The organism is Sphingopyxis sp. YR583 (assembly GCF_900108295.1).
Lineage (GTDB): Bacteria > Pseudomonadota > Alphaproteobacteria > Sphingomonadales > Sphingomonadaceae > Sphingopyxis.
In genome coordinates, this window is sequence record NZ_FNWK01000001.1 from 1,606,823 (window position 1) to 1,620,509 (window position 13,687).

Here is a 13,687-nt window from a genome sequence, read left to right on the forward strand (position 1 = left end):
CCCAATTCACTTTCGACAACATCAATGACCTTGAACAGCGTTTTGTTGGGCGATGGGCACCTCGAACATTCTGGATGAGAGCTACCGGCTACGAGCTCGGCACGCCCATCTATGTCGTGTCCAAACCTTTCCATGGCCTTATTGCCAATTGACATATATCCAAAGAGCATTTAACTAATACGTATTGCGGATATAAGTGAGTTGGTGATGACCGAAGATGAGTTTCTCACAGGCTACAACCCGAACGAATTCGAGCGGCCCTCCATGACCGTTGACTTGGTGCTGATGAGCGTCGTCGATGGCGCGCCCACAGCATTGTTGCGTCGCCGCGACGAGCATCCTTTCCAAGGTAAATGGGCATTGCCTGGTGGCTTCGTCGGGATAGATGAGAGTCTCGATGCCGCGGCCGGACGGCTGCTTGAGACCGAAGCCAGGCTGGCCAATGCCTACATCGAACAGCTCTACACTTTCGGTGCCCCTGACCGCGATCCCCGAATGCGCATCATCACAGTCGCCTATTTTGCGCTTCTGCCGGCAGATCGCTTCGCAGCAACGCTCAAGGCAAGCGCCGACCTGACACTGGCGGAACTACTAATTCCTTGGGAGGGCGAGACCGGGGGTCCCGTGACGGTGTGCAGCGAGGATGGAGAACCTTTGCCACTCGCCTTTGATCATGCCGAGATACTTGGCCTCGCGGTCAAGCGCCTGCGCGGCAAGCTCGATTATTCATCGATCGCTTTCTCGTTGCTGCCAGAGCTTTTTACGTTGCGTCAGTTGCAGGACGTTCACGAAGCTATCCTCGGTGTCCGGCTGAACAAGCCGGCTTTTCGGCGACGTATGCTCGACAAAGGGTGGGTTGAGGGAACGGGCGAGCGCGAGACTGGCGCATCGTTCAGACCTGCAGAACTCTACCGTTTCAAACCACAGAATTGAGGGAGGCTAACATGGCACAGATCACGAATTTCGCTTTCATCGCGCGGTTGCGCAGCGATGCCAGTCACCACGTCATCCGTTATCGCAACGGGCGCATTCGCCAGAGCGGGCGGGGCCTCGTTTTCTGGTTCCGGCCTGAAACGGCTAGCGTTGCCGAGGTCCCGATGGACGACCGCGAGATGACACTGTTCGTGAAGGGGCGTAGCGCCGACTTCCAGCAAGTGAACGTCCAGGGCATTCTTGGCTGGCGGGTCGCCGAACCGGACCGGGTGGCCGAACGCATCGATTTCACCATCGGCCTCGCCAACGGTCAGTATATCCGTGAACCGATTGAACGGATCGAGACGCGGCTTGCCGGCCTCGTGAATCAGGCGACGTTGCAATATCTGGCTGAGGCCCCGGTGCGTGCGCTGCTCGATGCCGGCGTCGAACCGCTCCGCCAGAGACTGGAAGCCGCACTCGCAAACGATCCGGCTCTCACTGAAATTGGTCTCGCTATCGTCGCAGTCCGATTGAACAATCTCGCGCCGAGCAGCGAGCTGGAACGCGCGCTTCAAACGCCGACATTTGAAGCGCTCCAGCAGAAGGCGGATGAGGCGATGTTCGAACGCCGCGCGCTCGCGGTCGACAAGGAGCGCGCGATTGCGGAGAATGAACTCGGCAACAAAACTGAGCTTGCTCGCCGCGAGAAGCAGCTGATCGCAGAGGAAGCCGAGAACGCCAGAGATCGTGCCGCCGGTCTCGCCGAGGCCCAGAAGGTCGAGGCGGAGGCTGAAGCAGGCCGTATCCGCATCGTGGAAGGCGCTAAGGCCGAGGCCGAGCAGGCCCATATCGCAGTTTATCGCAATCTGCCGCCAGCCGTTCTCTTGGGACTGGCAGCACGCGAACTTGCCGGCAATCTCGACACGATCGAGCATCTGAACGTCACGCCCGATCTGCTCGCGGCGGTCATGCGTGAGTTCAGGCCGGCCCCTGCCGGGGCAATCACCGAGCAGTAAGGACGGGAGCCATGACCTCCACTGCCCCCCGCGCTGTGTTTGTGACGCGCGAGACCGACTATGAACTGCTTCTCGCGCGCCACGCGACGCGCGAACAGGCCCGTTTCTATCTCGACACGCGCGGGCAAGAGCTGGCCCAGCTTGAGGCGCGGCAGGAGCAGTTTCAGGCGGTCCTACGTCAGGCCCGGGCAGCCGTCCCCGTCGATTGGCGACAAACCCTCGTTCGCCGTGCTGATCTTGATCGCTTCCTTTTCGCGCCCGAAGACGTGATCGTGGCCGTCGGGCAGGATGGCCTAGTCGCTAACGTTGCCAAATATCTGACTGACCAACCTGTGCTGGGGGTTAACCCCGCACCCGATCTTTACGACGGCGTCCTCGTCCGCGTCGGACTGAATCGGCTCGGCGCAGCCTTGCCCGCCTGCATCCATGGCGACGTTGCGGTCGAGAACCGGACAATGGTCGAGGGCGTACTGGACACTGGCGAAAAGCTGGTGGCGTTAAATGAACTGTTCGTGGGGCATCGCAGCCATCAATCGGCGAGGTATCGGATCGCGGTTGGCGATACCACCGAAGATCATTCTTCAAGTGGTCTGATCGTCGCGTCCGGTACAGGGGCGACCGGTTGGGCGCGCTCGATCATGGAGGCGACCGGACAGCAGGTGGCGCTCGAGCCGCAGGAGCGCGCGGTTGGCTATTTCGTCCGCGAACCATTCCCCAGCATCGCGACTGACACTCTGCTTCGTGCTGGAAAGCTAGACCAGACCGCCCTTCAGGTCACGTCGCGCATGAACGATGGCGGCGTCATATTTGCCGATGGTATCGAGCAAGATTTTCTGCTTTTCGACTGGGGCAGGCAGGTGTCGCTTGCTCCTTCCGAGCGTATACTTCGCCTGATTACGACGTGAGCTGGACGTCGCCGACGTGAAGGTTATCCGGCATATGTGGTGATGCGGCCATCGCTGATCTTGTTCTGGAGGATTATCACTGATGGCTATTAAAATTCATCCCTCGATCCATGTTCATCCCGGCCCTTGGCTCAAGAGGCACATCGTGGAGCCGCACGGCATTAACTTGCAGGATTTGGCGCAGCATTTCAGCGTATCTCACCAGAATCTGCGCAATGTGCTTAGCGGCCATACCGGGCTGACGGCCGATATGGCGATCCGATTCGAAAAGGCGTTTAGCCTGAAAGCTGACACTCTCATGCGGATGCAAGGAGCATATGACCTTGCTCAATACCTGCCGAGACCCAGCGCTATGTCGCGGCGGTGAGCCTGACGCTCCGTTCTCCGTAAAGCGAATATCCAGCCAGCTTTCACCGGACAGGGCGGCGGCCTGTTTCTTGTCCGGCACGCGCGCAGCCTTCGTGACCGCCGAATGATCCCTGCCCGGTCCCCAGACTATCGCGGGAACCGGGCCGGGCCGTGCTTTTAGGCGGCGTCCGGGATATAGGCGTTGCGCAGCGCCTCGGCGATGATTTGCTGCGTCGGTGCCTGCAGGCCGCGAATGACATTCGACTGCTCGCGCGCCACCTCGCCGGCGAGATTGTCGAGTTCGGCCGAGATCACCCGCAAACCGTCGATCTTGTCGTCGGTGTTCAGGATGGGGCGGGTGCCGTCAGGCGTACGCAGCTGCCGGGCGCTGTCCTTGTTGTTCCAGCACCAGTCGAAGAAGCGCTGCGTCTCCGCGAGGATCGAAAGCTCGAACTGATAGCCCGCGCGGAGCATCGCGCGATCGGCATGGTAGAGAAGCGCAGCAATGTCAAAGCTCGGCAGCTTCATCGCCGCCTGTTCGTCCTCGGCGTCATTCTTGACATTTTTCGCCAGCCGGATCGCCTTCTTGAGCCCGCCCAGCGTCGAACCATCGGCCTCGTTGATCCGTTGGATGTGAAGAAACGGCAGGTTCTCGATCGTCGTCGGCACATGCTTGTTGAGGATCGTCACGCCCCGCTCATGCTCCTGCTGCGCGGCCTGATAGTCGATATTGTCATGCCAGTGCGACGGCACGACGTCGACCGGGCGGGGCAGAGACCCGCCCGACATTGCGATGGCCTTGCCGCCGGTGCAGTCCACCGTGACGGCGGGATAGGCAGCCGTCAGCACTTTCTCGGCCTCGCGGCGGAGTTCGAGAAGGACGTCGACCGGACGGCGATCGCTCGGCCTGTACCAGCCAGCCCGCGCCAGCGCCCCGCCCTGGGTATAGGTCAGGAAGGATCCCGCAAGCGTGAGCAGGTCCACATCGCTGACGCCGCGAATATGGACGTCGAGCGGAACCGAGCCCTGCAGGCGCAGGTCGACATCCATCGAGAGACCCTGCTGGAGCTGTTTGCCGACACGGATCGCGGTCTCGATCGAAATGTCGGTGTAGCGCTTCTCGACCGGCTGCATCGCCCCGAGAGCATAGCGGGTGAAGGGCTGCGCCGTGGCGCGCTTCTCCCACTTTTCGAGGATCATGCTGTCGTTGACGATCGAGGCGGCAAATTCCTTGCTGACCCGGTCGAGCCGGTCGGTGCCCTTGCGGCGCTTGTTGAGATTGGTCAGGCGATCATTGATATTGCGAGCCATCACTTGGCCTCCTTTACGAGATTCATGGTTCCAAAAGTGTTCCGGCCGCGGCCGTTGAAATATTCGCCCGATGCGGAGCTGCCGTCAGAGGGGAAGATGAGTTCGGCAAAGCCGTGGTGTGCGGCGAGATCGGTCTCGCCCACGCGCGGGTGGTTGCGGTAGTGATAGAGCAGCCGGTATCCGACCGCCGCATCGTAGAGGAGGGCTGCCGCGACGCTGTCAGACGAGGACTGGCTGGTCTCGAGATGGACACGGATGCGATCCCACGACTGGACGATCGTGATCCTCGCGTTCCAGGGAAAAGGCGGGTTCTTGTCGAGGCTCACGCCTTCACACACCCAGCTTCCCGCGAGATGTGGAACCTTGAGCAAGCGACCGAGCAGACCGATGCGCCAAGCGTAATGATCGAAGAGCCAGTAGAGCAGGGTGTAGACCATTCCCGCGCCGACGAGCGAGAGAACGGCGGGCGGGAGGTTGGCGTTGATCCCGAAGGAGCGGGCGAGGTCGATGGCGGACAACAGAACGAAGACCGCTGCCGCCGAGATCGTGGCGGACGCGCGGGCGATCCATTTTCCGACAGCCGAACGGTTGTAACCACCAAGCAGGGCATATTCGTGTTCGAGGGACATTGCGGGTTAATTCTCCTTTCACGTTAATGGTGACGGAGACTTCGCAGGAAGCGTGCCAATTCTGTTTTGCGCGGTAATCTGCCAATATTTTTATCGGCAGCCATCGCTCCATGATAAAACATTCGATAATATGATATGATTTGTTATTATGTGGGATGCAGATTCTTTTTGCCTGGATTGGCCGCGCCGACCTCGATGCTGAGCAGCTATCTTTCGTCGGTCCCATATTGGACGCGCTGCGCAGTCGCCCGTTCAACGCCGCTTATCTTCTGTGCAACTGGCCTGAGGCGGAAATGGAACGCTATCGCGACTGGCTCGCGCGCGAGGCGCCAACCGTCCGCATCGTCGCGCGGCTCGCGCTGCTTTCGCAGCCCAACGCCTTCACCGAAATCTACCGTCACGCTTCCGCGTTCATCGCCGAGGCGCTGGAATCGGCTGGTCCGATGACCGCGCTCACCTTTCATCTCAGCCCCGGCACACCTGTCATGGCGTCAGTTTGGCTCTTGCTCGCAACCTCGCGTTTTCCCGCCGAGCTCATCGAATCATCGGCGGGATCGCTCAACACCGTCCAGCATCCGTTCAACTTGCCGGCCGAGATTCTTCCCGACCTGTTGCGCGAGCCCGATCGTCGCCTCGCCGAATCCTCGGCCGAACGCCCGGGCGCGGAAAGCAGTTTTGGAGCAATCGTCACGCGAAGCCCAGCAATGAAACGCGTTGTGGCCCTCGCGAGAAAGGCAGCTCCGCGCAATGTGCCGCTCCTCATCGAAGGGGAGTCGGGTACCGGCAAGGAGCTGATGGCGCGCGCGGTTCATTCGATCAGCCCGCGCGCAGGCAAGGCCATGGTCGTGGTGAACTGCGGCGCGATCCCCACCAATCTCGTCGAATCGCGGCTTTTCGGGCACAATAAGGGCGCCTTTACCGGCGCCGACCGGGCGCAGCCGGGCTGCTTCGAGGAAGCCGATGGCGGCACCCTGTTCCTCGACGAGGTGGGCGAACTGCCGCTTTCGGCGCAGGTGGCGCTCTTGCGCGTACTCCAGGAAGGGGAGGTAACGCGCATTGGCGAAAATATCGTGCGCGAGGTCGATGTGCGGGTCATCGCCGCAACCAATCGCGACCTTTTTGCCGAGACGATCGAGCGGCGGTTTCGCGAAGACCTTTTCTATCGCCTCGCCGTCCTGCGTATCCATTTGCCGCCCTTGCGCGAGCGGGAAGGCGATTTGCCGCTGCTGCTCGACGAGCTGCTGGCCCGGATCAACGAAGAGATGGCGGATGATCCACTCTTCAAGGCGAAGGATCTCGATGCCGGGGCACGCGCCGTGCTCTTGGATCAGCGTTGGCCCGGAAATGTTCGGGAACTCCAAAACACTTTGCGCCGCGCACTTGTATGGTCAGATCGGCAGATGCTGCAGGCCGACGACATCGCGGATGCGCTCTTGCCGGAAATTGTCCCGCGAAACGATGACATATTGGACCGGCCAATCGGCAAAGGGTTCAATCTGGATCAAATTCTTCGGGACGTGGAAACCCATTATATAAGTCGCGCGCTTGATAGCGCCGGCGGAAACAAGTCGCGTGCGGCTCGACTTATCGGCTATTCCAGTTATCAGCAGCTCGATGCACGGCGCGCGAAACTCGGTTTGTAACGGGGACGAATCGGCGGGCGCGGCAGCGAGCAAAAAATCAGGAAATAGGGTTCGGGGGAACCATGGCGTTCAAAATCGACTGGCAATTTATTCAGGAATTTCATCCGCTCCCCAATAGCGATCGACGTCTCCTGCTGAAAGCCCTCGGCATCGAAACGGTCTCTAATCGCGATGACGAGTCCTTTTATCTTTGGCTTGCCGAATATTATCGCGCTGGATACGGACCGCTGCTCGACGAAGCGATCCGCAAATCCTCGGCGAAACCCGACGAGAGGTCGCTCGATGCGCTGCTTCGCCAGTGGTTGATTGGCCGGACCGACTTTCCTCCCCGCCGCCGCTACGGCAACACGCGGGCTCAAATCAGGACAATGCTGGCGTGTCTCGATCCCGATTGCGAGGTCGCGCAGCAGATCGATGCGCTTCTCCCCAACTTCCCTTGGCTCCTCGACGAGCGCGCCGGTCGGCCCCTCGCCACTCCAGCAGGCGGCAGCACCCAGATTGCTGCCGATACGGACGATCATCCTGAACGTGCCGAAAGAACTATTCCCGCCTCGCCCACCGCGGTGCTCGACCGTCTCGCAGCCGCCGTCGATGCGATGCGTGCGCATCCCGAGCCGGCGCTGGTCGAATGGGCGGGTGCGCTTGCCGAAGCCATCGAAGCGCACCTCGCTGCCTCCTCGCGCGCCGAGGAGGATGCCGCCGCGTTGGCCGAGCGCCGCGCGGCCGTGAAAGCGATGCTTGTCGGCCTCGACAGCGTCATCGCGGCCCGCATTGGAACCGTTCCTGTCGATGCGATGACGATCGACATGGTCGATCGCATGGAAAATACGCTCGCAAGCCTCGACGGCGCGCATGCGGCGCTGGGCCGCGCACAGGAGGCTTGGCGGCTCGCTGCGACGGCTGGAAAAGCCGAACGCGATGCCGCCACCGCGGAATTTGATCGCGCCGAGAGCGAACGTGATGCCGCGCTCGATCGGCTGGAACAAGCCCTTTCGGACTGTGTTGCCGAGCTTGGTGACGCGGCGGAAGAAGAAGAACTCCCGCTCTTTGCGGCTGTGTTGCCCGACGACGGCGACCGAGAGGTCGGAGCCTCGCCGCAAGGGGACGATGCGTCTCCGGGCGATGGAGAGGAGCGTGACGAGGTAGCGGCCGACAGCGCCAACGGAAACCCTGCTGACGACGGCTCGTACGAATGGCCAGATGTCGAGGAAGCGATGGTGGAGGACGCTCTTGCCGAAACTATGCCTTCCGAAGGGGCCGCCGCCGAGCCGGTGCGGGAGTTGGCGCTGTTGACCGAGCCTTTGCCGCTCGCGGAACCTGATTTCGATGCCGCTCCGCTAGCACGCAACGAGCCCGACGCCCCCGACGAACCGCAGCCGCAGCTGCCGCGGTGGGAAGAATGGATCGCTGCCGCGCTCGAAGGCAAACGCTATGGATTAGCCGTGCATCTCGCGGACGGCCGCCGGCTGTCAGGGGCCGAGCTGCCAGGCAGCTTTCCCGCTCCGGCGATCGAAGCCCTGCTGACCGGCAATGGTGTCCATACAGCTTTCAACAAGCCCTGGGTCGCCTATCAGGAGCTCGCAGAGGCGCTGATTGCTATTGCTAAAAATTCGAACGGTCAGCCGACTGATCTTTTGCTGCTCGCTGGCGCGATGCGGCCTGCGATGCTGCAATCCGATACCGCCATGGCAGTCATTGATGCCCTCGACGGCGGGATCGGTGCCGCCTTCAAACCGCTGCGGCGGGTCATCCAGAATGTAGCGACGCTCCGCCTCGTTCACATGGCGGACCTCGCGGCGGCCCCGGATCAGGAAGAAAAGCATCGCCGCGCCGGCGATATCAAGGACAGGCTCACCGCCTGGCGCGCCGGGGCGCCGACCCGCAAAACCAATTATCAGCCCGCGACTGCCGTATGGCAGGAGCTTGTCAGTCCGGCAGGGATAATTGGACGCGCCTTTCAACTCGCGCTCGCGGGGAAGGGCGATGCCCTGTCCGCCGTTCGCTCGCAGGTCGCGCTCCTCAAGGATGAAGATGCGATCATCGACGGCGTGCAAAGCCTGCTCGCCAAAGGGATACGCCGCGATGCGATCGAAGGCGTCGCGCGCAAGCAGATCCGCGGCCTCATTGGCAGCGCCACCGAGCTTTTGGGTGAGTGGATCGCGGTCAATGAGGAAATCGGCCGTACCGACGATCCACATCACAGCCACCGGACGGCCCTCGTTGGCGCCATCGCCCAGTCGCGCGAGATATTGGCGGGTCTGGATCGCGACACGCCTTCGCTCGATGCGGCGATTGCGACCTTCGACGCGGTGTTGACCGACCTCGATGAGCAGCTGCGCGGCACCGCATACACCCCCCTATACCCAGACGTAGCTCTCGACAGCGAGATCGCGCTGCTTGCCCATTTTCCGCTCAATGCACGGCGGTCATTCCGGGTGCTTGGAAACGACGTCGAGGAACTGGCGCGTGCGGCCGAGATCGCTTTCTCGCCCGCGCTGTCGACGATCGCTTCCGCCTTCGACGAAGCGCTCCGGCTCGGGGCCGCGAGCAGCGCTAGGCGGCTTCTCCCCGGCCTCGACCCGCAAAATGACGAGGCGGATGTCGCACGGGTCGCCGCGAGCGTGGTCCGGTCGCGGGAGGAGCTGGAGGAGCGCAAACGCCGGCTTCGCCAGCGTCTCGACGACCTGCAGATCGCCTCGACGAGCAGTAGCAGCGCGCTCGACGAACTCGAAGGCGCGATGACCAGCTTCGAGCAGCTCGTGATCGCCGAACTGCCCCTCGATATCGGCGAGCCCGGCTCTATCGCCGACTTTCCGGCAGCGAATGCCGAACTCGACCGCATAGCGCGTTCGCTCGAAAGGATCCGGGCGCCCCAACGGGCCAACCTCGAAACCCGCATCGCGGCCCTCGAAAAACTCTATGGCGGTCTGGACGACTGCCGCGCGCAGCTCGAGCGCGGAGATCTGGGCACCCTCGCCGAGGAGGTCGACCAGATCGAAAAGCACGGGATCGTCGACGCGGCAGAAGGCGCGCCTCTCTCGCTGCTTCGCCGGTTTGCGGACCTTCTCAAGGCGGCGGGCGACAAGCCATCAGTTCCGATCGGCAATCTTCCGAAGGCCGCGCGCGAAGGCGAAAAGCTCGAGCTTTTCGATTTCACCGCACTGAAGCCGCTCGACCGAGAGCGCTCGACGAAATTGCTCGAAGCCTGGAACATGCTCCGGCGTATGACATCTCCGGGGCTTCGACGCGACAAACGCGGCGATCCGCTCGTGAAAGTGGGTGCCGCGGCCGCCGACGTCCTCGCGGCGCTGGGCTTCACCGGTGTAAAGGCCAAGGATCCCAAGCGCGACAAGAGCTGGTTCCAGTTCTCGATGGCGACCGTGCCGCTTCGTGACCGCGATGTATGTCCTGTCGCGGCTTTCGGCAGCGAGCGGGTGAACGGCAACGATCGCGTTGCCCATTATCCCGTGATCGTCGTTTCTCCGGGCGACATCGATGCCTGCATCGGCTCTTTCGACCAACTTCCCGAACAGGCGATTTTGCTGTTCACGGACCCGCTCGATGCGCGGCAGCGGCGCGAACTCCAGCGAAGGGCGCGGCGTAGCACGCGCTCAATCGCGGTCGCCGATACGCTGACGATCGCTGCCTTGGCGACGACCCGCGAGGCGGGTACGCGCCAGTTCTTCGAACTCGCCATCCCCTATGGCAGCTCACACACCTATTCCGATACGGGGTCCGACACGGCGATCGAGAATTTCTTCGGACGCGATGCCGAAATGCGCGCTCTCGTCGATTCTCGCGGCACCTGTTTCGTTTATGGGGGGCGCCAGCTCGGCAAGACGGCGCTTCTCAAGCAGATCGAGCTTCGCGAAAACGGCAACGACGACCGTGTCGCTCTTTATTGTTATATCAAGCCGGTCGGCGATACCGAAGGTGCCGACGATGTCTGGAAGGAAATCCAGCGCCGGGTGCAGGCCCGGGGCATGGTCCTGCCAAAGGCCCCGAGCATTCAGGAGCAGTTGAAGGCCTGGGTACTGCAAAAGGCTGGACGCTATCTGTTGATCATGCTCGATGAAGCCGACGCATTCCTCGCCGGCGAGATGAAGGCGAATTTTCCGATCATCGAGCAGATGAAAGCGATGATGGAAGAAACCCAGCGGGCGATCAAATTCGTCTTCGCAGGTCTTCACAACGTCCAGCGCTTCTACCGCGCGCCCAATAGTCCGCTGCTCCACCTCGGCTTGCCGGTCAACGTCGGCCCCTTGCTCGGCACCGACCGCGTCGCGGCGCGGCAGATGGCGATCGCGCCGATGGCGGCGCTCGGCTTCGAGTTCGAGGATCAGATCGACGCCTATCATATGCTGTCGCTCATCGGCTTCTACCCCTCACTCATGCAAAGTTTCGGCATGGCGGTGGTGACCGCGATGAACACCCAGCTCGGGCGCGGTACCGGACCCGTCTCCATGCCGTTCCGGATCAAGCGCGAGGTCATCGACGCTTGTTTCAACCAGCAGACATTCCGTACGAGCGTCGTGCGCCGTCTTCAGAACACGCTGAAACTGGATGAGCGGTACGAATTGATCACTTATGCGGTCTGGAGCCGCATGCAGGATGACAGCCTCGCGGGCCTCTCGACGGCCTTCGGCTACACCGCCTCCGAAATATCCCGCCTGTCGCGCGACTGGTGGCCCGCGGGATTCGCGGAAACGGAATCGCTCGAAAGCTTCACCGCCATTCTCGACGAGATGGAAGAAATGGGTGTGCTCGCCCGCAAGGGCGATCTTTATGCGCTCCGCTCCCAGCGCATTGCGGCGATGCTCGGCGGCAAGGTCGAAATCGAAAGCCGGATGCAGGAACTGATTGAGCGTCCGCCGACCCGCAGCCCCGATCCGCTGTCCAGCCATCGCCGGATGGGAGCGCGCTGGTCGCCGCTCGCGCTTCGCCAAGAAGCGGCGCTCGTCAAGCATCTCACCGATCCCGCGGGCCCACGCATCTTCCTTATCGGCGCAGCGCCCGCCGCCGGGCTCGATCGTCTCGGCGACGCCATCAACGAGCTAATCGCATCGCCTGCCGTGCCGCTCACCAGTCCGCGTCGTCTGAAGGACGCCGACGCCGCGACCATCATCGAGGTCGCCGGACGTCAGCGCCGCGAGGCATCGCCGGAGGCCCCGCGCGTTCTGCTGGTCGAAGGCAAATTGCCGACAGTCGACGGGCTGGCGCTGCTGCGACGCGACCGAGTCTTTCGTGAAACGCAGCGTCCCGTGCGGCTCGTCCTGTGCGGAACGCCAACGGCCGATATCGCGGCGCTCTCGCCCGAGCGCGATCTCCTGTCGATCCAAGTAGGTCCACTCAGTCACGAGGCAATCGCACACTGGATGAGCCGCGAGGAATTTCCCGAGGACGAGCGGATTCAGTCGGCGCTGCGCAGCGCGACGGGGGGCTGGCTCGATGTCCTCGAACGCAATCCGGTTACCTCGGCCGTGCGAAAGCGCGGCGTCGATGCCATGATCGAAATGATCGGCGCAGCTGCCGGCAGCTTTACCTCTGCCGATCTCGGCCTCGACGCCGAGGCGCTCGAGTTTGCCGGCGCCTTGCTGAAGGCGCAGGGCGGTGGTGGCAGCAGCGAAGGCGAAATGGCCGACTGGGCAACGCTCGTAGACGAACGTGCCGGAGCGGCAAGGCTTCGCCTTCTCGACGCGCTGGGGGTCGTCGAAACGCTCCCGACCGCGGGCGAAACCGCCGTTCGCGCCTTTAATCCGCTCGCCGCGCGACTCCTCGCGTGACGGGACGATTCCTCGACATCCTCGCTGCGGCGAGGCTCGACGATGCGTTGGAGGCTGCGGCCGAAGGCCGGCCGCTCATTCTCCGCGCCCGGCGGGCCGACACCGCGCAGCGCCTGCTCCACCGCGCGGCTTATGGCAGTGTGAGTCTCGAAATCCTGACCGTAGATGCCGACAGCCCCGCACCGCAGGCGGCGCTGATCGAAGCGGGCGCGCGCTGCGTTCCTGGCATCGCCGACCTTGGCGAATGCAGCACTTCGCGTCGTCTCGACTATAAGCTGTTCGTCGTCGATCTACGCGGCCGCGAGGCCGGCCCCTGGTTGACGCTCGCCGGGACCTTCGCGCGCATGCGCGCCGAAGTTACCGAAGGTCCTGCTCTCGTCCTGATCGGGAGCATGGCGGGGGCACCGGCGGGCTGCGATTTTCTCGACGACGGCGGCTTCGTCGGTCCCGCCGAAGCGATCATGTTCACCGGCGAGCGGCGCCAGCGCGCGGGGCTGCTCGCCGAATGCGCGGATGCCGCGGCCATCGAGGTGTCGCGCGGCGATCTTGCGCAGCTCGGCGAGCTGCTCGATCTCAAGGACCGGGAGCGGTTCGATCCTACCGACTGGCTTGGCCGCCAACCCGTATCCGAGGTGAAGCTTCTCTGGCGGACGCGCGACGAGGTCTGCGCCACCTGGCTTGCGCGCAATGCGCCCCTGCGTCTGCGCGAACGCGTCTGGCGCGGGCATGTATCGGTCATGTTCCCCTGGATTGCCAATGCCCTCGCCGATTTTCTAGAGAAGCATGGCCGGCGGCTGCCGGCTAGCCTTCCTGATCGCCATACCGGCGCACCGATCCCGCGGGCCGAATTCGAATGGGGCGAGCTCCTCTACTGTCTCAATCAGCAGGACGGGTCGCTCGGCGACAGAGCCTATCATATCAAGAAGGTCCGCAATGCCCTCGCGCATCGCCGACCGCTGGACTGGGCAATGGCGAGCCGGCTTGAGGCCGATGTCACGGCGCTGATGCGCTGGACCTAATGCTCTCTGCCAGCGGCAGGGCGAGATCATGCATGTCGAGTGACCGCTTCGCGGCGCACGACCTAAAGGTCCTAATGACCGACATCAGGCGCATTGCACCAGGCGGCTCTAAGGAACG

General features: G+C 62.7%; 10 protein-coding genes. 7 read left to right on the top strand and 3 right to left on the bottom strand.

Annotated features, from left to right (window positions below; all coding sequences use genetic code 11):
* Positions 1–207 precede the first annotated feature (207 nt).
* The 4 genes from BLW56_RS07390 to BLW56_RS07405 all read left to right on the top strand — a co-directional run bounded on the left by BLW56_RS07390 (position 208) and on the right by BLW56_RS07405 (position 3,203).
* On the top strand, positions 208–933 hold the full coding sequence (locus tag BLW56_RS07390; protein WP_093509922.1) for an NUDIX hydrolase: 726 nt from the start codon (positions 208–210) through the stop codon (positions 931–933).
* A gap of 11 nt (positions 934–944) precedes the next feature.
* Positions 945–1,931, top strand: a complete 987-nt coding sequence (locus tag BLW56_RS07395; RefSeq protein WP_093509923.1) for an SPFH domain-containing protein — start codon at positions 945–947, stop codon at positions 1,929–1,931.
* An 11-nt stretch (positions 1,932–1,942) separates the two neighbouring features.
* A complete protein-coding gene (locus BLW56_RS07400; RefSeq protein WP_093509924.1) occupies positions 1,943–2,836 on the top strand; it encodes an NAD(+)/NADH kinase in 894 nt (297 codons plus the stop codon).
* An 82-nt stretch (positions 2,837–2,918) separates the two neighbouring features.
* On the top strand, positions 2,919–3,203 hold the full coding sequence (locus BLW56_RS07405; protein ID WP_093509925.1) for a HigA family addiction module antitoxin: 285 nt from the start codon (positions 2,919–2,921) through the stop codon (positions 3,201–3,203).
* Between the two features lie 158 nt (positions 3,204–3,361).
* On the opposite strand, the gene BLW56_RS07410 is transcribed toward BLW56_RS07405, so the two are convergent.
* Positions 3,362–4,495, bottom strand: coding sequence for a hypothetical protein (locus tag BLW56_RS07410; RefSeq protein WP_093509926.1), 1,134 nt, complete (start codon positions 4,493–4,495; stop codon positions 3,362–3,364).
* Complete coding sequence (locus BLW56_RS07415) at positions 4,495–5,124, bottom strand: Cap15 family cyclic dinucleotide receptor domain-containing protein (RefSeq protein WP_093509927.1); 630 nt, start codon at positions 5,122–5,124, stop codon at positions 4,495–4,497. The genes BLW56_RS07410 and BLW56_RS07415 overlap by 1 nt, the downstream gene beginning before the upstream one ends.
* 584 nt (positions 5,125–5,708) lie before the next feature.
* Between BLW56_RS07415 and BLW56_RS07420 the strand changes: the two genes are divergently transcribed.
* A complete protein-coding gene (locus BLW56_RS07420; protein WP_256203340.1) occupies positions 5,709–6,767 on the top strand; it encodes a sigma-54 interaction domain-containing protein in 1,059 nt (352 codons plus the stop codon).
* Here BLW56_RS07420 and BLW56_RS20370 read toward each other — a convergent pair.
* Positions 6,728–7,288, bottom strand: coding sequence for a hypothetical protein (locus tag BLW56_RS20370; protein ID WP_143043408.1), 561 nt, complete (start codon positions 7,286–7,288; stop codon positions 6,728–6,730). The two genes, BLW56_RS07420 and BLW56_RS20370, sit on opposite strands and share 40 nt — an antisense overlap.
* A 42-nt stretch (positions 7,289–7,330) precedes the next feature.
* Between BLW56_RS20370 and BLW56_RS07425 the strand changes: the two genes are divergently transcribed.
* Entirely contained in the window at positions 7,331–12,550 is a 5,220-nt protein-coding gene (locus tag BLW56_RS07425; RefSeq protein ID WP_143043409.1) for an AAA family ATPase, read from the top strand.
* Positions 12,547–13,569, top strand: coding sequence for a hypothetical protein (locus BLW56_RS07430; RefSeq protein WP_093509930.1), 1,023 nt, complete (start codon positions 12,547–12,549; stop codon positions 13,567–13,569). The genes BLW56_RS07425 and BLW56_RS07430 overlap by 4 nt, the downstream gene beginning before the upstream one ends.
* Positions 13,570–13,687 lie beyond the last annotated feature (118 nt).